Origin of the sequence: Sulfurimonas hongkongensis (genome assembly GCF_000445475.1) — a bacterium.
Classification (GTDB): domain Bacteria; phylum Campylobacterota; class Campylobacteria; order Campylobacterales; family Sulfurimonadaceae; genus Sulfurimonas; species Sulfurimonas hongkongensis.
The window spans coordinates 259,262-279,339 of sequence record NZ_AUPZ01000013.1 but is presented as its reverse complement, the minus strand read 5'-3'; the positions used below and the strand labels follow the sequence as shown (position 1 = coordinate 279,339).

Annotated in this window: 20 protein-coding genes; 7 read left to right on the top strand and 13 right to left on the bottom strand. The window is 32.6% G+C overall.

From position 1 onward, the window contains the following. The first annotated feature begins 1 nt into the window (after position 1). Both M947_RS21720 and M947_RS21715 read left to right on the top strand, forming a co-directional pair. Positions 2–964: a glycosyltransferase family 9 protein gene (locus M947_RS21720; RefSeq protein WP_021288267.1), complete on the top strand. Its 963-nt coding sequence runs from the start codon at positions 2–4 to the stop codon at positions 962–964. Between the two features lie 157 nt (positions 965–1,121). Further along, entirely contained in the window at positions 1,122–2,225 is a 1,104-nt protein-coding gene (locus M947_RS21715; protein WP_021288266.1) for a glycosyltransferase family 4 protein, read from the top strand. Positions 2,226–2,338: 113 nt separating this feature from the next. Here the strand turns inward: M947_RS21715 and M947_RS21710 are convergent, their stop codons facing one another. From M947_RS21710 to M947_RS21695, 4 genes are all read right to left on the bottom strand, one after another. Next, a complete protein-coding gene (locus tag M947_RS21710; RefSeq protein WP_021288265.1) occupies positions 2,339–3,106 on the bottom strand; it encodes a glycosyltransferase family 2 protein in 768 nt (255 codons plus the stop codon). Between the two features lie 7 nt (positions 3,107–3,113). Further along, entirely contained in the window at positions 3,114–3,830 is a 717-nt protein-coding gene (locus tag M947_RS21705; RefSeq protein WP_021288264.1) for a polysaccharide deacetylase family protein, read from the bottom strand. Next, positions 3,820–4,560 (bottom strand): hypothetical protein, encoded by a 741-nt coding sequence (locus tag M947_RS21700; protein WP_021288263.1) that lies wholly within the window; start codon positions 4,558–4,560, stop codon positions 3,820–3,822. Before M947_RS21700 ends, M947_RS21705 begins: the two co-directional genes overlap by 11 nt. A 95-nt stretch (positions 4,561–4,655) precedes the next feature. Further along, complete coding sequence (locus M947_RS21695) at positions 4,656–5,903, bottom strand: O-antigen ligase family protein (RefSeq protein WP_021288262.1); 1,248 nt, start codon at positions 5,901–5,903, stop codon at positions 4,656–4,658. Positions 5,904–6,278: 375 nt separating this feature from the next. Here M947_RS21695 and M947_RS0112095 point away from each other — a divergent pair, with 375 nt between their 5' ends. Continuing rightward, a complete protein-coding gene (locus M947_RS0112095) occupies positions 6,279–7,175 on the top strand; it encodes a glycosyltransferase (protein ID WP_021288261.1) in 897 nt (298 codons plus the stop codon). 5 nt (positions 7,176–7,180) lie between these two features. On the opposite strand, the gene M947_RS21690 is transcribed toward M947_RS0112095, so the two are convergent. The 8 genes from M947_RS21690 to M947_RS0112090 form a co-directional block, all read right to left on the bottom strand. Then, complete coding sequence (locus M947_RS21690) at positions 7,181–8,014, bottom strand: glycosyltransferase (RefSeq protein WP_162139354.1); 834 nt, start codon at positions 8,012–8,014, stop codon at positions 7,181–7,183. A 325-nt stretch (positions 8,015–8,339) separates the two neighbouring features. Then, positions 8,340–9,020, bottom strand: a complete 681-nt coding sequence (locus M947_RS21685) for a class I SAM-dependent methyltransferase (RefSeq protein ID WP_021288259.1) — start codon at positions 9,018–9,020, stop codon at positions 8,340–8,342. Then, a complete protein-coding gene (rfbB, locus tag M947_RS21680; protein ID WP_021288258.1) occupies positions 9,013–10,116 on the bottom strand; it encodes a dTDP-glucose 4,6-dehydratase in 1,104 nt (367 codons plus the stop codon). Before rfbB ends, M947_RS21685 begins: the two co-directional genes overlap by 8 nt. Positions 10,117–10,149: 33 nt before the next feature. After that, positions 10,150–11,088 (bottom strand): dTDP-4-dehydrorhamnose reductase, encoded by a 939-nt coding sequence (rfbD, locus tag M947_RS21675; RefSeq protein ID WP_021288257.1) that lies wholly within the window; start codon positions 11,086–11,088, stop codon positions 10,150–10,152. Next, a complete protein-coding gene (gene rfbC, locus M947_RS21670) occupies positions 11,081–11,656 on the bottom strand; it encodes a dTDP-4-dehydrorhamnose 3,5-epimerase (protein ID WP_021288256.1) in 576 nt (191 codons plus the stop codon). Before rfbC ends, rfbD begins: the two co-directional genes overlap by 8 nt. After that, positions 11,653–12,543, bottom strand: a complete 891-nt coding sequence (gene rfbA / locus M947_RS21665) for a glucose-1-phosphate thymidylyltransferase RfbA (protein ID WP_021288255.1) — start codon at positions 12,541–12,543, stop codon at positions 11,653–11,655. The genes rfbC and rfbA overlap by 4 nt, the downstream gene beginning before the upstream one ends. Positions 12,544–12,553: 10 nt before the next feature. Further along, entirely contained in the window at positions 12,554–13,420 is an 867-nt protein-coding gene (locus M947_RS21660; RefSeq protein WP_021288254.1) for an NAD-dependent epimerase/dehydratase family protein, read from the bottom strand. Then, a complete protein-coding gene (locus M947_RS0112090) occupies positions 13,417–14,202 on the bottom strand; it encodes a glycosyltransferase family 32 protein (RefSeq protein WP_031348120.1) in 786 nt (261 codons plus the stop codon). The genes M947_RS21660 and M947_RS0112090 overlap by 4 nt, the downstream gene beginning before the upstream one ends. Positions 14,203–14,336: 134 nt before the next feature. Between M947_RS0112090 and M947_RS21655 the strand changes: the two genes are divergently transcribed. The 4 genes from M947_RS21655 (at position 14,337) to lgt (ending at position 19,585) form a co-directional block, all read left to right on the top strand. Beyond that, positions 14,337–16,046 (top strand): ABC transporter ATP-binding protein, encoded by a 1,710-nt coding sequence (locus tag M947_RS21655; protein WP_021288252.1) that lies wholly within the window; start codon positions 14,337–14,339, stop codon positions 16,044–16,046. Between the two features lie 71 nt (positions 16,047–16,117). Next, a complete protein-coding gene (gene hemN, locus M947_RS21650) occupies positions 16,118–17,485 on the top strand; it encodes an oxygen-independent coproporphyrinogen III oxidase (protein ID WP_021288251.1) in 1,368 nt (455 codons plus the stop codon). A gap of 3 nt (positions 17,486–17,488) precedes the next feature. After that, positions 17,489–18,772: a (Fe-S)-binding protein gene (locus M947_RS21645; protein ID WP_021288250.1), complete on the top strand. Its 1,284-nt coding sequence runs from the start codon at positions 17,489–17,491 to the stop codon at positions 18,770–18,772. After that, positions 18,773–19,585 carry a prolipoprotein diacylglyceryl transferase gene (gene lgt / locus M947_RS21640; protein WP_021288249.1) on the top strand — a complete coding sequence of 271 codons (813 nt, stop codon included), beginning with the start codon at positions 18,773–18,775 and terminating at the stop codon, positions 19,583–19,585. Here lgt and M947_RS21635 read toward each other — a convergent pair. Beyond that, entirely contained in the window at positions 19,582–20,076 is a 495-nt protein-coding gene (locus tag M947_RS21635) for a DUF2062 domain-containing protein (protein ID WP_021288248.1), read from the bottom strand. The genes lgt and M947_RS21635 overlap by 4 nt on opposite strands. Between the last annotated feature and the right edge of the window lie 2 nt (positions 20,077–20,078).

Sequence of the window (20,078 nt, the reverse complement as noted above, 5' to 3'; positions counted from 1 at the left end):
CTTGAATATTTTAGTCTGTAGAACCGATAAGTTAGGAGATTTTGTAACGGCACTCCCTTGCATCTACGCGTTAAAAAAGCACAATCCTAATAACAAAATTATCGTTTGTGTAGCTCCACTAAACAAAAATTTGGCACTCTCATGTGAGTTTATAGATGAGGTTGTAGTTGATAGTGGTGAGAATATTTTGAGCTTTGCATCTAATCTTCGTAAGTTAAATATAGATGCAAGTATTACTCTCTTCTCAAACACTCGTATAGCTTTTGCACAAGCACTAGCTCTCATCCCAAAACGGATTGCCCCTGCAACAAAAATAGCCCAGATTTTCTATACTCATAGGGTAAGGCAGAGACGTAGCGAAGTTAAGATGGCGGAGTTTGAGTACAACTTAGAACTGACTAAGGAACTCTTTAGTGATATAGATTTGAGCTATAAAAAACCTCTTTTAAAGTTTAGTGATGCAAAAGATATTTATAAGATATTTTGTATAAATAATGATATCGAAAAAGAGGTCATTGCTTTTCATGTAGGCTTTGGTGGTTCATCTGATGCAAACTGGACTTTAGATGAGTATGAAGAGCTTATACATGCAGTTTTGATAGAAAATAGATACCAAGTCGTACTAACTTTTGGACCAGATGAAAAAGAGCTATATGAAGAGATGCAAAACAGATTTGTGAACTACAATGTTGTGTGTTACTTCTCACAAGAGAGCGTTAACTATTTTGCAAAACTCATAAGTAACTTTAGACTCTTTGTAAGCACTTCAACAGGAACTTATCACTTAGCATCTCTTGTTGGCACACCAACGATGACATTTTTTGCAGACACTCTTTTTGCGAGTTCTAAGAGATGGAGAGGTATTGGAGATGAAGAGTTGCAGCAGAATTTTATGATACCACTTGATAAAAAAAAAAGAGAGATTCTTTTTAAAAAAGTTTTAAATATCCTAAAAAAAATTTAGTCTATTTTTACTCTTTATTTAGTTTATAAAGTTTGAAATATTTACTATAAAATCTTAAAAAAACTTTCTAAAGAGCATCCATTTCATACATATCCCATAAGTAGGATTATATTAAAATAATGATACTATAACCGCATTAATTTTTTGGGGTGTATTTTTGAGAAAAATTTTAGAGCTTTGTTTATCTCCAGATATTGGTGGACTTGAGCTATATATGGTTAGAGCATCTCACTATTTGCATGAAAGTGAGATGGATGTAGTAAGTGTTATAAATGAGTCAGGAAAACTAGAGCAGTATTATAAAGATACCCAGCATAAATATGAAAAAATAAAAAGAAGTTCAACCTTACTTACTTTTTTTACTGCTAAAAAATTGGCAAAAATTATAGATGATAACTATATAACTATCGTGCATCTTCACTGGACAAAAGATATACCAGTAGCTGTTTTAGCAAAACTTATTTCAAAACAAAATCCTAAACTTATACAAACTAGAAATATGACAATGACTAGATTTAAAGATGATTTTTATCATAGGTTTTTATATAAAAATATAGACTTAATGCTTGCTGTTACAAGTCAAGTTAAAGAGCAAATAGAAAAGTTTGTTCCAATCGATGTAAGACCAAAGGTTGAAGTTCTATATATGGGTGCTAAAAAGCCATCAATAATAAGTGACGAAGAGATAGAAAGTATTTGTGATAAATATAGTTTGAAAAAATCATTTATAGTCGGAATAGTAGGGCGAATAGAAGAGAGAAAAGGACAATACTTAGTAATAGATGCCATTAAAAAACTCACAGGTAAAAACATAGATGCAAAAGCTCTTATTATAGGACATACTATGAGTGATGGCTATTTAAGCTCTTTGAAAAGTGGCATAGAAAAAGATGCTATAAAAGATAAAATAGTCTTTACAGGTTTTACAAGAGAAGTCCAAAAACTTATGCAAGCTTGTGATGTAATAGTTTTAGCAACAGATAGAGAAACTTTTGGTTTAGTTTTAATAGAAGCAATGCAGTGCGAAATAGCTGTAGTGGCAAGTGATAGTGGCGGACCTTTAGAGATTATTGATAATAACAAGAGTGGACTTTTATTTAAAACTAATGACTCACATGATTTAGCTAAAAAACTTGAGTTACTCTATAGTGATAAAGCATTAAGAGATAGTCTTGCAAAAGCTGGTGCAAAAAAAGCATCGATTCTCTTTGATGCATACAAACAATTTCAAGAGCTAAAAAATGTTTTAGTAAGGATATGAAAGCAAGCGTTATTGTTGCTGCCAAATTATTTAAATAGAGGAGGAGGGAGGCGACTCGTAGATTTAGGCTACATTAACGTATTAGAGAGAAGAATTAGAAGTTTAGGTGCGGGTTAATCTTTAATACTCATCAATAACTTTTGCTCTTTGTTGAGCTCATATAGTTTGATATATTTATAAAAATTTGTAGTCATATGAGAAAATGCAATTATCAACCCTACATAGCCATCTAAGAAGCCACGCTTAAATATATATGTTCTTATAAAAGAGTAGGCTCCATTGAAAAATGCTTTAGCTGGGGAGGAATTTTTCTTGCCAACATTGTTTTTTGCAAAAAGTGTAGAATAGTGGTCTGCTTTTTTTATAAATTGCGAAATAGTATGATAACTGTAGTGCTCAACACTACCTTGGAGCTCTTTTGTAATTAGCCCATCAGTAATGATGTCCTCATGAACATCGTTACTGTTGTAGTGTGTGATTTTTTTATTATAAAGTCGTTTGATTTTTTGGTTGTTCCAGCCACAATGTTTGATTTGTATATTTTTATAAAAGGCTTTAAAATTAAGTTTGTAAACTGTATTTGAATTGAGCTTGGCTGTTGTGAGAGTTTTGAAAAGTTCGTTATCCACCACTTCATCACTATCTATAATGAGTACCCAGTCATTTTTAGTAAAACTTGCGGCTTGATTTTTAGTCCAACCAAAACCTTTAAACTCACCTTGAACTAAATGTACATTGGAAAAAGATTTTGCAATCTCTATGCTATTGTCGGTTGAGCCATTATCATATACCACCACATCATTAAAGCCTTTTAAGCTTTTTAGTGTTTTAAAAAGGGTGTCTTCATTGTTTTTTACTAGTACTACTACGCTTATATTCATGATAATCCTAAAATCTTTTTACAAAAGCTTTGAAGTGATATTTTAATCTATTTTTAAATGAAAACAGTGAATCAATTTTGCTAAGATTATCTCCATCAACTCGGTAAATTATACCTTTGATTCCTCGAAAATCCTTGTGAAGAGCGTTACCAATTCTAAAAAGATACTTATAATGCTTATGAGCTTCTTTTGCAATATCATCACTATACTTACCAAAAGGAAAAACGAAACTATCTACTTTTATATTTAGTTCCTTTTCTAAAATATGTTTAGATGTAACTAACTCTTCTTCTAAATCAACATTGTCTTCGAGTAGATTCGTATGTGAATGTGAATGTGAAGCAATTTGAACTAATCCACTATCAATCATTTCTCGTAACTCTACAAAGGTGCAAAAAGTTGCTTTGGCACTGTTATGAAACAGGTCATTATGCTCAAAGCCTAGTCTAACATCTTGTGTATAGTTTGTGTCTTCTAATATATATTTTGTAGGCACCGCCAAAAGAGCTTTTAAGTTGTACTTCTTTAGCAGAGGGAAGATAAAATAGTAAAAATCAGCATAAGCATCATCAAAGGTTAGGCAAACACTTTTAGCAGTTAGCTCTTCACCAGGAAACACAGAGGTATAGTTTTGTGCAATATATTGTAGATGTGCTTCAAAAATCTCTAAATTATTACTGCATCTATCACTATTTACATGATGGTACATTATGCTAGTCAACAATTTCTATCCCTTTTAGTCTTTTTTTCATATTGATTTTAGCTTTATGTTTTTTAGAATATAAGAGTGCCATTTGGATAGATTTCTCTTCATTTTCGTTCATACAGTGGGCGTATTCTTTTATCATTATAGTTAAATCATCATCACTAGCCCACAGTTTTGAGAAATTTTGTAATCGTTTAGCAAGTGACAAAGAGATGAATTTCATTCGATTGATATCGACTATTTTAAATATAAAATCATCATCTACTTGTTTGATAAGTATGTTTCCAGGACTATAATCTTGATGAAAGATTTTGGCTTCATGTAGCAAAAAAGTAAACCTTGCAAAGGCTTGGAAAATCTCTTCTCTTTTTGAGAAATTCTTATCAAGCAGAGGTTCTCTTATTGTAAAATCATAAGAGAATTTCTCAGCAAGAAAATAGCTTTTTTGTAAAAGTCCAAAAGTAAAGAACTCAATATATCCGATAGGATTAGGTGTAAATTCTCCGATTTTAAGTGCGTAGTCATATGATTTTTTTGCTTTAGAATCTTTGAAAAAAGTGTATACAATACGATTGATGAGATGAGGTACTTTAAATGACTTAACAACAATATCACTCTTTTCATAGTTTATAATTTTGAGTTCATTTCTAGCTTTGTGAATCGTTTCATCAACTAAATCAAAATTTGTTTGTATTGTTTGCAGTAAGGGTGTGAACTTTTCAAACCCTTTGTTTATTTTATAGTTCATATAGGTCACTTTTAGTAGAAAATAATCTCTTATTTGTTAAAAACTTCGCCATTATAACAAAGCGACTCCTAAAGAGCTGTTAAATATTTAGGACATTATGTTTTACATCGACTTATTTCACTATTATTGTCTGATTCATATTTTGAAATAGCAATAAAAATCCCTGAAAAAAATGCAAAAAATATCATAGAAGCCATAACATGTAAACTATCTCCAACTGCTGATAATAAAATATATAAAGATATAAAGGTAACATTTAGATTTCTATATATAATTGATTTAAACTTTAATCTTAAAAGAGCTATAAATAGACCAATAAATAAGGTAAGCCCAACAATTCCAAGTTGTGCAGCATATTGAATAAAGGTATTATGAAAATCTATATAGTTACTATCAAAGTTTTTAAAATATAAAAAATTATATTTTTCTATATATTTATCTATAGATTTTGCTTCATCCCCAACACCTGTTCCAATAGCTGGATTATCTAAAAAAACATGCGTTCCAATAATCCAAAGAGAAACTCTTATGGACAAAGATTCTGTAAAATCACTGTTTTCTACCATATTTTTCATATCTATATATGTATAATTCATTCTATCATGAAAAACAGGACTGAGATTATAAGCACTTGTAAAGATAATTGCACCAACAATAATCGAGCCAATAATAGCTCTTAATTTATGTTTTGTGTTTAATAATGCGACTACAAATAAAGATATAAAAAAAGCAATTTGACCAGTTCTTCCACCATTTACAAACAAGTTTGATAAAGAGCCTAGCATATAAATAGTATAAACTATTTTCATTTTTAAGTTAGTTGAAAAGAGTATTTTATGTAAAAGTATAAATACTGTAAATGCTAAATAAATGCTATAGTCAATGTGTCCTATAAAAGGGCTTGGAATACTTGGAAGCACTCCTTCTTTTGACCATATTTCAAAAAATATACCATAAGATACTATCTCACTAATTAGCATACTTATTAAAAAAGATGAAAGAATATAATCGAGATACTCTTTTTTTAATGAAGTAAATATTATAGGAATTATTAATAAATGCCAATATTTTCTTATATAATCTAGTGCGAAAAGTTTTTCACTGCTCCAAAGTACTGATAAAATACTAAAAAGTAAAAAAGTACCTAAAACAACTAAAAAACGATTATTTATAATTTGTTTTAACTTATACTTAAGATTACCCTCTAGTAGCCAAAAAACAATTAATAATATCTCTATAGTCACAACACCTGCTTTTGAGATAGGTAAGCAAAATGCGTAAAGAATTAAAAGATAGTTGAGACAAGAACTATAATCGATATTTTTTACTAAGTTTTTAATCATTTTAAATTTTCCAAATATATTTTTATTAAATAACCCAAATTGATAGTTAACTAAAAGGATTAGAAGTTGCCATAACCATAAGAAATATTAGGATAGAGGAACCTTATAGAAGACGACATAATAACAATAGTTTGTTTAGTGGAAGATATATTAAATGTTATGCATGTAAAAGATTGCAAAAAACTGGGCAATCAGAGCTGGAGTGTCAACTGATCTAGAATTTAAAAAGAAGACATAATTATTAGATCATATTTCACTAAATAAGTTTGAAAAAAGGTATAATTCAAAGTCTTTAAAAGTAGGTTTTTACTGGTTTAGTAATTGTCAAGTTTATTGGGGACATTTCAATTATATTTATAAGTAAGGATTAAATACATGGATAAAAAGCAAACTATAAAACTAAGTGTAACTGTGATTACCTATAATCAAGAAAATTTTATTAGACAAACGCTTGATAGTATTGTGACTCAAGAACTTGATGTTCCTTTTGAGATCATTATAGGAGATGATGCTTCAACTGATAAAACACCTCAAATAATAAAAGAATATGCAGACAAATATCCGGAACTTATTAAACCTATATACAGAAAAAATAATCTTGGACATACTGGTAACTACATTGAGACTACAAAAGAAGCAAAGGGCGAATATATAGCACACTTAGATGGAGATGACTTAATGTTACCAACTAAGCTTCAAAAGCAAGTTGATTTCTTAGATGAACATCCTGAGTGCAGTATGGTTCATCATATAGTACATTTAATTGACAAGCAAGGTAATATAACTGGTAAAACGAAAGCAAGGAAAGGTACAGTCGGAGGCATAAATAATATTATAGTAAGAAATAATATTGTTAATAGTTCTAATATGTTTAGAAAAATATCATTGGATGAACATTTTTATAATATACCCTATAGTCTGATGTTGCATGACCCCTTAGCCCATATGATAAAAACTCAATATGGAAAAGTTTGTTTAATCCCAGAAGTGCTAGGAAGTTATAGAGTATATTCAGAGTCGATATTTAAAAGCGGATCCCAATATCGACTTTTTAATGCACTTTTATATACAATGGATTATGCAAAAAATTTAAAAGGGGCTTCAAACGAAGCTATAAAAAAGGGTAGAAGTATTTTATATCTAACTCGTGTTCGCTTACACTATAAAAAGAAAAACTTTACACGAGCTAAATATTATTTAAAACTAGCTAGGGACCTGGTCCCATACTCGTATGATTCTTGTAGATTTGCTTTGAAGTTATGGATTAAATAGTCTACTTATTCTAACAGTTGAAGATATTGGTTTTGTTCTCGCTCTTGTGTGAAAACTTCTTTTGCAAGCTCAATATTTACCTTAGCAAAATCTATTTCTTTGTCTAAATTTTGAGCAATATAGAGTAGTTTTTTACTTAAAGCTTTAATATTTGCATCTTCAACTAGATGTATATGAAATCCCAACTCTTTAAAGTTTGTAACCGCGGTGTTATTAAAAGCTAAAACGATTATTCCATGTGATATAGCTTCCATAATAACATTACCAAAACCTTCACCTTTTGAAGGAAATATAAATATATCATGCTTTGAATATTCATCATATATATTATTTGTAAAACCACAAGGATTAAAAGAATTTTTGTATGAAAGTGTTTGTAAAAAGGATTCAAATTCATTTTTGTACGTATCGAACATACTTCCATAGCTATTAAGAGAAAAGACAATTTTATTGTCATATAAAATTTTACAAGCTTGAAGTGCTTCTTTTAGTCCTTTTCCTGGTGCTATTCTGCCAACATGTAAAAGTTTTAACTCACTAGTATATATTTTCTCTTTATTCGAAATCTCTTTTGACATAGATGGGTATATAGTTACAAGTTGAGTTTTTTTACCAAAGGGAACTATCTCTTTTACATTTTTTGATAGATGTTTTGATATTGCGACATGGTAAGCTACATCTGAGTATATTAGTTTATGAAACCAGTCTTTTTTTGGAGTTGACTTTGTTGTACCATGTCTTACTATTAAGTTTATATCAAGTCCTAAAAAAGAAAAATATAAAGATTTAAGTTCTGAGGCGCCTAAAAATATAACATTTTTGATATTGTTTTTTTTCACTATATCTCTAACAGTAAAAATTATTGATGGGCTAAAAGTAGATTTAAAAGATATGGTTTTATAATTTAAACTAATATAGTCGCTGTTGTTTAAACATTGCTCATGTATAAAATGCTTTTCTTTTATAATTAAAGTTATCTCAGTAAATTTAGATAGCATAATAGCAAGCTTTAGTGAGTCAAGCTCCATCCCTCCTTTATTGGGAGAGAGGCATATGATTGCTGTATTTTGTTTGTTCAAGTAGTTACCTTGTAAAATATAATAGTAGTTTTATTATAAACTTTTATTGTAGCCTAAAATGTTAATTCGTAAAAATTAAAAAGTATTAAGACATATTAGAGGTTTTTTTTGAAGCAACTACATAGTATTGGTCAGTTATAAGTTCTTCAAAAAATACTTTCATGATAAATCTAGACAACCTAAGCCTTTTTAAGTAGCCTAAAGGAGAGGTGGTGTTACTACTTATTATATTTTTTATAAAAAAACCTTGATTTTCAAAGAGTTCTATAATATTTTTCTTTGTGAAAAATCTTAAGTGGGTTTTGTCCAAAATACCAGAGTTTTCGTATCTAAAATCACCTTGAAATAGGATCTTTTTCATAGTTTTCCATTCACGAATATTTGGAAGGCTTGCAATTATAACACCATCATCTTTTAGGTATTTTTTTAACTTTTGTAATGTGGTATATGGGTCCACTAAGTGTTCTAGCACATCACCACATAATATAACATCAAATGAAGATTCTAAAAAAGGTAGTTTCATATTTTCAATATTGCCAATAATAAACTCACATAAGAGCTTACTATCTTGGTTAGAGTTAGCAATTTCACACAACTCTACACCATATATTTCTTTAGCAAAACCATGTTCTTTAGCATAAATTAAAGTATTGCCTTCCGCGGCTCCTACTTCTAATAAATGACCCTCTCTATTTGATACTGGGATGAGATTTAAAAGCTCTACTCTTGCATGCTGGAAATAGTTTGTTGCTTTTTTTTCATACATTATTTAACTCCAATTTTTCTAAATACCACTCAACGGTCTTAACTATTCCACTATTAAAGTCTTCATCAGCTCTCCAACCTAGTTCACTCTCTAGCTTAGTAGCATCTATAGCATAGCGTCTGTCGTGCCCAGCCCTATCTTCTATAAAAGTTATAAGTTCTTTATAGCTAGATCCTGAATCAAGTTCAGGATGACTGGTTGTCGTCATTTCTTGCTCTAACACGGAATCTCTTTTTGTATGGCATTTCAAACGTGGATATTTTTCATCTAATATCTCACATATTTTATTTGCTATCTCAAGATTAGTTCTTTCATTTCTCCCACCAATGTTATAAACATTACCCTCTTTACCTGTATGATAAACTAAGTCTATTCCTTTACAGTGGTCAAGTACATAGAGCCAGTCACGAACATTTTTGCCATCTCCGTATATTGGAATACTCTTGCCAGCTAGTGCTTTTCTAATAATAGTAGGGATGAGTTTTTCATCGTGCTGTTTTGGTCCATAGTTGTTAGAGCAGTTTGTTATAACTGTGTTCATTCCAAAAGTCTCTTGGTAGCTTCTAACTATCATGTCGCTTGATGCTTTAGATGCTGAGTATGGAGAGTTTGGGGCATATGGAGTCTTCTCTGTAAAGAGATCTGTTTCGTTTAGTGTTCCGTAGACTTCATCTGTTGAGATATGGTGGAATCTTGCATCTTTATATCTCTCTTTATAATTAAAAGGTTCATACATCCAGTACTCTTTAGCTACATCTAAAAGTGTGAAAGTTCCATTTACATTTGTCTCTATAAATAGACCTGGATTTTTGATGGAGTTATCAACATGGCTCTCTGCTGCAAAGTGAATAACACCATTTATATCATACTCTCTAAATATAAATTCAACTAGTTCACGGTTGCAGATATTACCTGTTATAAACTTGTAATTAGGGTTGTCCTCACACTCTCTTAGATTTTCTAAGTCACCTGCGTATGTTAGCAAGTCAAGGTTTATGATGTTGTACTCTGGGTACTTATCTAAAAAGTAGGGTACAAAATTACTTCCGATAAAACCCGCACACCCTGTTACTAAAATGTTTTTACTACTTAGCATTTACTGCCTCATTGTTCTGAATCTCAGTTTTTATCATCTTCTCTCTCCTAAAACTTTTAAACACTCATCTAAGCTATCTTTGTAAAAAGGAATATTTATGTCAAAATCTTTTTTTATTTTTGATTTGTTTAAGATGCTAAAGTGTGGTCTTGGCGCTGGTGTAGGGTATTTAAAGCTCTCTATAGGATGGATGGTACACTCTCTTTTTGTCATCTTCATAATCTCTTTTGCAAAATCATACCAAGAGAGGACACCTTCATTTGAGTAGTGGTAAATCTCTACATTTTCATTTTTTACTTTTGGAACTATTTCTAAGATAGTCTTAGCCAAATCTCTAGCATATGTAGGAGTTCCAACTTGATCATAAACAACACTTAACTCATCTCTGTTCTTAGCAAGAGAGAGCATAGTTTTTACAAAGTTTGCTCCAAAAGAAGAGTAAACCCATGAAGTTCTTATGATAATGGAATTTTTTGGGTTTATAGCTTGTAGGGCTTTTTCTCCAGCAAGTTTAGTTTTCCCATAGATTGATTTTGGTGCTGTAGCGTTATCCTCTTTATATGGTTTGTGATTTGTTCCATCAAATACATAGTCAGTTGAGATATGAATAAGTTTAATGCTTTTCTCTTTAGAGATTTGTGCTAAATTCTTAACTGCCTGATGATTTATAGCATCTGCATTTTTTTCATCTGTCTGGGCTTTGTCTACTGCTGTATAAGCTGCACAGTTTATGATGATGTTTATCTTATTCATATCAATAAACTTATTAACAGCTTCTTTATCTGAAATATCTAGTGTCGTTTTGTCTGTAAAAAAAAAGTAATGTTCATTATTCTCAGCTAGATTCCGTGTCGGAGCACAAAATGACGTAAGTTCTCCATCATTCTCAGCTTGACTGGGAATCTCATTTATTAACTCTCTTATCTCAGAACCTAACTGACCATTACTTCCTGTTACTAAAATATTAAGCATAGTAATTCACACCATATTCAAACAAATCGTTTGTTTCTTTTAACTTTGGTTGTTTGGTATCTTTTTGTGAGAGTTTTAGCTCATCATACGCTATTTGCCAATCAATGTCTAGATCTACATCATCAAAAGCTATACCTTTATCATTTTTTGGTGAATAGTAATTGTCTACTTTATAAGCAAAGATAGTATCATCTTCTAAAACTACAAAGCCATGTGCAAAGCCACGAGGGATAAATAGTTGTTTTTTACTTTTAGCATCTAGCTCAATTGCTACATGTTTGCCAAAAGTTGGACTTCCTCTTCTTATATCTAATGCGATATCTAAGACCCTTCCTTTTATTACACGCACAAGTTTAGTTTGAGCAGCGGGGGCTAGTTGATAGTGAAGTCCGCGAAGAACACCGCGAGAGCTTTTAGACTCGTTGTCCTGGCAGAACTTTATCTTATAATCTAAAAACTCTTCAAGCCTATCTTGTCTAAAAGTTTCAACAAAGTATCCTCTTGCATCTCCATGAACTTCTGGTTCACAAATAATGACATCAGCTATATTAGTTCTTGTAAATTTCATTCTTCTAAAATCCCCTCTTTAGCTCTTCTTATAAGATACTCTCCATATTGGTTTTTCTTTAATGGTTCAGCTAGCTCAAGAAGTTTTTTCTTTGAGATATAACCCATCTCATAAGCTATCTCTTCGATGCAAGCAACTTTTAAAGCTTGGCGATTTTCTATAGTTTGAATAAATGAAGATGCCTCTAAAAGGCTCTCATGTGTGCCAGTATCTAACCATGCAAAACCTCTTCCCATTAGCTCAACTTTGAGTCTATTTTCATCTAAATAGTCTTGGTTTAGAGTTGTTATCTCTAACTCACCTCTAGCACTAGGGCTTACAAGTTTTGCTTTTTTTACTACATCGTTTGGGTAGAAGTATAGTCCTATAACTGCATAGTTTGATTTTGGATGTGTAGGTTTTTCTTCTAATGATGTAACATTTCCTTTTGTATCAAACTCTGCAACTCCATAACGCTCAGGATCTTTTACATAGTAACCAAATACAGTTGCTTTGTTTTGCTCTTTTGCATTTTTAACACTTTGAGATAAAAGATTAGTTAAACCATGACCGTAAAAGATGTTATCACCTAAAACTAAACAAGCGTCGCTATCTCCTATAAACTCTTCGCCTAAGATAAAAGCTTGCGCAAGTCCATCAGGTGTGGGTTGTTCTTTGTAACTAAAACTCATCCCAAGATCACTTCCATCACCTAGTAAATCTTCAAATCTAGGTAAATCATGAGGAGTAGAGATGATTAAAATCTCTTTGATGCCAGCTAACATGAGCACTGAGAGCGGATAGTAGATCATAGGTTTATCATAGATAGGAACAAGTTGCTTACTAATACCTTTTGTTATGGGATAGAGTCTAGTGCCACTTCCACCCGCTAAAATTATACCTTTCATTTGTCTACTTTTACCTCCAATTGGTTGCTTTTGCTTCTTCTATATACTCTTTAATGCTACGAGTCGGCTTCCACCCAAGAGCTTCAGTTTTAGCAGTCATTACATCTGCTGTCATTCTATTGCCTTTTCTCTCAGGTAGCATCTCTATCTCTGCTCCAAACATCTCAGCTATCTCTTTGATGCTAAAAGCCTCAGGACTTCCGATGCCAAACTCATCCCCGTAACCATTTTTCCCAACTAAGATAAGTCCATTTATAATATCATCTATGTGAGTGAAATTTCTTTTTTGAGTTCCAGGGCTTACAATTGTGAGCTTTTCTTTGTTTTTCATCTTCTCTTTAAAAAGAGCTATAAGAGTTGCATACTTTCCTGTTTGAATCTCTCTTGGTCCATAAACATTATAAAAGTAAGTGATGGCATAGGGGACATTAAACCATGCTCCATAGTTTTGTACGAGTTCAGTGTTTGAAGCTTTTGTCCACGCATATGGAGATGCACTTCGCCCAAGACCTCCATCCCCAAACTTTGTAGAACTTCCTGCATAGAGGATTTTGCATCCATGCTTCCTAACAAATTCTAAGACTGCGAAGATTCCATCTTTGTTAAACTTCCAAACTTTATCTATATCATCAAAGCTCTGTTCAACTCTTGAGTACTCGCCTAGATGATAAACTATGTCTGGTGCAAATGAGATAAGTTTGTCTATGTCTGAGGTTAAACCCTCGATATAGGTAACATTTGGAACATGATTGTCTTTTGAGCCAGTAAAATAATTGTCTAGTGAGTAGACCTCATTACTCTCATCTCTAGAGAGTCTCTCACAAAGGTGACTCCCTACAAATCCTGCTCCGCCAGTTACTAAAATCTTCTTTATCATATTTTTTTAGCCTTTTTTATAAGATCTTCATTTTTTGCATGAGTCCATTTCCCTCTAGGTTTGTCAATATATTGAAAATACTCATTTGTAAAACTACCTTGAATGCAAGTAATTTTGTAATATCTATGATTAACATTACTATTTCCTATCGCTTTATTTATTACCATAGGACCAGTTAAACTATAAACACCACCATCTAAAGTTTTATTTTTTATATTTTGTACAATTATGGATATACTTTTTTCTAGTACTGGATTGTTCTTTTGACTAGCTATGAAATAGTTGGTAAAATGTTGTTTATTTAGTAAAAATATTTCTGTGTCATCTTCTTTTATTATTTTAGATAGTGGCCATACAAGATGAGCATCAATATCCATATAGATACCACCAATATCATTTAAAACAAATACTCTCCAAAAATCAGCTTGTGAAGCACCGTCTGTTAGTTGTTCAAAAGCATCACTTACTTCCTTAGATGCATTTGTCTTCATGTATTGCAGTCTATCTTCTGTACTAACATAACGATATTCATAACTCAAAGACATAAGACGGTTAAATAGGTAATTTAAATATACAGGTAAACTTACACTATTAGTATAGTTAGTTTGCCAAATAATTTTTGGGATTTTAGTTGTTTTATTTGAAGGTAAAATAGGCTTACTTATCTTTGGGATTTCAAAGCGTTTTTTGGGAAAAATAAAATGAAATAGATAGCATAAGGATTTGGAGATTGTTCCAAAAAATTTGGTTAAACGGTTTACAAGAATTATAGGAAATGACACTGGAACTACCCTTTAGTTTTATAGGCTATAAATTAATCAGAGGATTAAATTGAAATTCTAACAAAATCATATTGTCATTAACTTGAAATCTATGTAAGTATTGTAAAATAGCGTTATTATTTAACGGAGATATTTTGAAAAAAGTTTTAAAGCGTTTTTGGCCCTATATAAAAGAGTATAAACTACAATATCTTTTAGTCTTATTTGGCATCATATTAACGGTTGCTGCTACAACTGCAACTGCTCACATTATGAAGCCTCTGATGGATGATATGTTTATCGATAAAAAAGAGCAGATGCTCTATCTTATCCCTTTTGGACTTACTGCTATCTACTTTTTAAAGGCTTTAGGACGTTATATACAGTCTGTTTATATGAGTTATATTGGTCAGCATATTGTCTCAAGGCTAAGAGAAATTCTTCTTGCAAAAATCATCAGTATGGATATGGGTTTTTTGTATAAAAACAGAAGTGGAGAGCTGATATCTAGAGTTATAAATGACATCGGACGCATAGAGTATTTTGTATCAAATATGCTTCCAGAACTCTTTCGTGAGAGCATGACTGTTATTGCCCTTGTAGCTTATGTTACATACTTAAACCCAATGCTTTCATTTTACTCCTTAGTTCTTGTTCCCTTAATTATATACCCTTTGATTTTAATAGCAAATAAATTAAAAAAATACTCTCATCGTTCACAAGAAAAGAGTGCAGATGTTATAACTCGCCTTACAGAGATTTTTAACTCTAGTGAGATTATAAAAGCAAATGCTACACAAAAGCATGAACTTGAGCGTTTTAGTGGTGAAAACTGGAAGTTTTTTAAGATAAATATGAAGGCTGTATATGTTGGGGAGATAGTCTCACCTATGATGGAGATTATCGGTGCAACTGGACTCGCTTTAGTTATTTTTGTAGGTGGTAGAGAAGTTTATGATGGTCAAATGAGTGTTGGAGAGTTTACAGCATTTTTAACCGCAGTAGGACTTGTATTTCAGCCAATTCGTCGAATCAGCTCCATCTATAGACGTATTCAAGATGCAGTAGCAGCTAGTGAGAGAGTCTTTGAAATTCTTGACACTCAAAATAAAATCATAGATGGAGATACTCTCTTAAGAGAGGACATAAAAGCTATAGAATTTCATAATGTTTCTTTAAAATATGAAGATATTTATGCATTAAGAGATATTAATATATCTATAAAGCAAGGTGAAAATATAGCTTTAGTAGGAGATAGTGGTGGGGGAAAATCTACTTTTATAAATATGCTCCTTCGCTTTTATGATGCTGATGAGGGTGAGATTTTAGTAAACAACAAAAACATAAAAGAGTATAACCAAGACTCATTAAAGCATCACATCTCTCTTGTGAGTCAACGCATCTATATCTTTCAAGATTCACTCGCTGCAAATGTAGCTTATGGGCAAGCCATAGATGAAAAAAGAGTAGAAAATTCCTTAAAATTAGCAGATGCATCAGAGTTTGTGTCATCTCTTGAAAATGGTGTAAATACTATGATGGAAGAGTTTGGATCAAACCTCTCAGGAGGTCAGCGTCAGCGTATAGCCATCGCTCGTGCCATCTACAAACACTCATCACTCTTGCTCTTTGATGAAGCAACTTCTGCACTCGATAATGAGAGTGAGAAAAGAATCCAAGCTGCACTTCATGAGTACACAAAAGATAAGATAACCATCACAATAGCTCATAGACTCAGTACTATAGAGAGTGCTGATAAAATCTTAGTGATGCAAAAAGGAAGAGTTGTTGCATCTGGAACCCATGCTGAACTTTTAGTAGGTAGCGAAGTTTATCAAAGATTGGCAGGAAAATTTGAGCATTAACTAGCTTTAAATTTATAACGATATAATTGCTTAAAATTTCATAAATGTATTATTAGGCTAAGGGATAAAAGATGTTAGATTTTTCAAAATTTTTAAAATACTCAAAACCGGGACCTCGTTATACGAGCTATCCAACTGCTTTAGAGTTTAGTGATGCTTATGGATATGATGAGTATATACAAAAGTTAGAGGCACAAGATCCATCTCGCCCAATTAGCTTATACTTTCACCTTCCTTTTTGTAGAAATGCTTGTTATTTTTGTGGCTGTAATGTTGTTTTTACTTCAAAAGAAGACAAAATGCTTCGTTATATAGACTACCTAAAGCGAGAGCTAAATATCCTCTCAAAACATCTTGATTGTTCACGTGAAGTTCTGCAGATGCACTTTGGTGGTGGAACTCCTACTTTTTTTAGTGCTGCGCAACTTAAAGAGATTATAAATGAGATAAAATCTTATTTTCCTAATTTTCGCTCAGATGCAGAGGTTAGCTGTGAGATAGATCCTAGGCATATCGATGAAGATCAGATGCGAGTGATGAGTGAAGCTGGTTTTAATCGTGTGAGCTTTGGTATACAAGATTTTAATGAAAAAGTCCAAACTGCCATTCATAGAATCCAACCATACTCTATAACAAAAGATGCGATGGATCTGGCAAGAAAGTACAACATGATTTCAGTTAATGTTGACCTTATTTATGGTCTGCCATACCAATCTTTAGAGACTTTTAAAGAGACATTAGAGTTAGCTTTAACACTTGACCCAGATAGATTTGCAGTCTTTAACTACGCTCATGTTCCATGGCTTAAAAAGACTATGAGAAAGATAGATGAGACAACTCTTCCGCTTCCAGATGAAAAGCTTGCTATTATGCAATACACTATAGACTTTTTAACTTCTCATGGGTATAGAATGATAGGAATGGATCACTTTGCAAAGCCAGAAGATGAGCTGTTTAAAGCCATAGAAAAAGGTGAGCTTCATAGAAACTTTCAAGGCTACACAACTAAAGGCGGAGCAGATCTTATAGGAGTGGGGCTTACTTCTATAGGCGAGGGTATTGATAGTTATAACCAAAACTTTAAAGTGATGGGTGAGTATGAAGAAGCCATTGATAATGGGAGGCTTCCATTTGAGCGAGGTATTGTCTTAAATGAGGATGACAGAATCAGACAATACGTTATCATGGAGCTTATGAGTAACTTCAAACTAGATATAAAAAGGTTTGAGAAATTATTTAACATAGAGTTTAAGAGTTACTTCGCTGATGCTATAGAAGCACTAAAACCATTTAGAGATGATGATTTGCTAACTATGGATGAAGACTTCATCGAGTGTAGTCAAACAGGAACTCTACTTATTAGAAATATTGCGATGCCTTTTGATGCTTATATGAAAAAACATGTCGCAAACTCTAAAACATTTTCAAAAACGGTGTAAAAAATGAGCAAAACCCCTCAAGACATCTTTAACTACAGAGGTGTGACTGATGAGTGCATAAAGTGTGCAAAATGTATCCCAGTCTGTACCATCTACAATGTAAATCCTGACGAGGTGACTTCTCCGCGTGGTTTTTTAGACTTGCTTGGAGCCTATCAAAGAGGAAACTTAGAGCTTGATAAAAATGCAAAGGATATATTTGAGAGCTGTTTTTTATGTACAGCTTGTGTAGAAGTTTGCCCAAAATCACTCCCAACAGATATGGTAATAGAGCAGGTTCGCTCAGACATTGCTAAAAAGTTTGGCATAGCATGGTATAAAAAACTCTTCTTTTTACTTCTTCGTCATCGTTGGATGAACGACATAGCTTTTAAACTAGGTTGGGTTTTTCAAACTTGTGGTTTTAAGATAAGAGCAGACATAGACTCTATGAACTCAAGATTTTCCATCCCGATGCTAAAAGCTGATAGGCTTCTTCCAAGCCTTACAAAAACCTCATTTTTAAACTCATATCCTGAGAATATTTCAAATGGTGGAAAGAGAAAAGTGGCTATTTTTATAGGATGTTTAGCAAATTATAACTATAAAAGCATAGGTGATTCACTCTTAGAGATATTAGAGACTCTTGAAATTGATGCTTTTTTAGCAAAGAGTCAAAAGTGTTGTTCTGCTCCTGCATACTTTACAGGTGATTTTGACACGGTTGATTATAATGCTAAGTTTAATATTGAGTATTTTGAGAGTTTTTCAAAGGATGTTGAGGCTATTATAGTTCCAGAAGCCACTTGTTCAGCAATGCTTAAAATCGACTATGAGCACTATTTTCACGACCAACCAGAGTGGAAGGCAAGAGCTATAGCCCTTAGAAGTAAGATCTTTATGGCTACGGAGTGGCTTCAACACCATACACATTTAGAGCAACTCTTAAAGAGCAAACAAAAAGATACTCGTATAGTTACATATCACGATCCATGTCATGCTAAGAAGATGCAGGGGTTATATTTAGAGCCTAGAAACCTCATAAGTAAAAACTACAACATTGTAGAGATGAGTGATCCAGATAGATGTTGTGGTTTTGGTGGAGTGACAATGCAGACTGAAAAATATCACTTTGCTAAAGCTGCCGGAGCTCCAAAAGCTGCGATGATTAAAGAGACAAAAGCAGATGTAGTTAGTGCTGAGTGTAGTGCTTGTAGGATGCAGATAAATGATTCTATGGGTTATGCGGATGTTGAGACTGTCTTTAAAAATCCTATAGAGTTGATTGCTGAGGCTTTGAGAGAGTAGATGAATGCTTGGAATAATATCTATGAGAGTTTTGACCCTGTAGCTTTTTATATCTTCTCTTTTCCAGTTCACTGGTATGGCATGATGTATGTTTTAGCACTTGTTAGTGCTCTTTACATCGGAAAGTATTTTATAAAAAGAGATAAGTTAGAATTTGAGGGGATTGATAACTACTTTATCTATGTAGAGATTGGCGTGATTTTGGGTGCAAGACTCGGTTATATCCTCTTTTATGATACACAAACACTATATTACCTCTCTCATCCATGGCAGATTTTTAATCCTTTTGTTAATGGTGAGTTTGTTGGGATTCGTGGTATGAGTTATCATGGTGCTATTATTGGGTTTTTGCTTAGTTCATATCTTTATTCTAAAAAGCATAAGATGGCATTTGGTAGTATTATGGACCTTGTTGCCATCAGTGTTCCTTTGGCTTTTGTATTTGGTCGCATAGGTAACTTTTTAAACCAAGAGTTGGTGGGACGACAGACTGATGTAAGTTGGGGGATTTTAGTTGATGGAGTGCTTCGTCATCCATCACAACTTTATGAGGCAATCCTTGAGGGGTTTGGTGTTTTTATAGTTGTTTATGTCTATAGAAGATACCAAAAATTTAGTGGAGAGTTGATTTTGGTCTATGCTATTAGTTATGGCATATTTAGAGCAATAGCTGAGATCTACCGAGCACCAGATCCGCAAATTGGCTATGTTTGTTGCCAGATGGTAACTCAAGGGCAGGTTATGAGTCTTACTATGAGTTTAGTTGGTGTAGCTGCATGGGTTTACTACTACAAAAAAGCAAAAAAAGCTTAAATCTTTCTATCATTTCTATGGAGTTTTTTATCTCTCTCTACTGAGCCTCTCCAAATAAAGTTTACTAAAAAGTAAGCCAAGAGTGAGCCCACGGTAGAGTAGAAAAAAGCCCCAACATAGAGGTCTATAAAGATGGCATCTATATTGTTAGTAAACCACTCTAGTGTCATCTCAACTTCAAGAGTCTCACTTCCTAGAAAAAATGAACCAGTTTGGTACTCCATATAGTACATTGGTGGCATAGTAAAAGGATTGCTTAGCCAACACATAGCAAGAGCTATGGGGACATTAAATTTGAAAAATGGCATCATAGCAATGACTAAGAGCATCTGCATAGGCATAGGTATAAAAGCTATAAATATACCTATAAATACAGCTTTTGAGACCATCTTTCTATTGGTGGATAGGTATTCTGTAGGCACTTTGTATTTTTTGATAAACTCTTTTAACTTTTGGCTTCTTGAGATTTTTTTAAGATTTTTTCTAACCATGA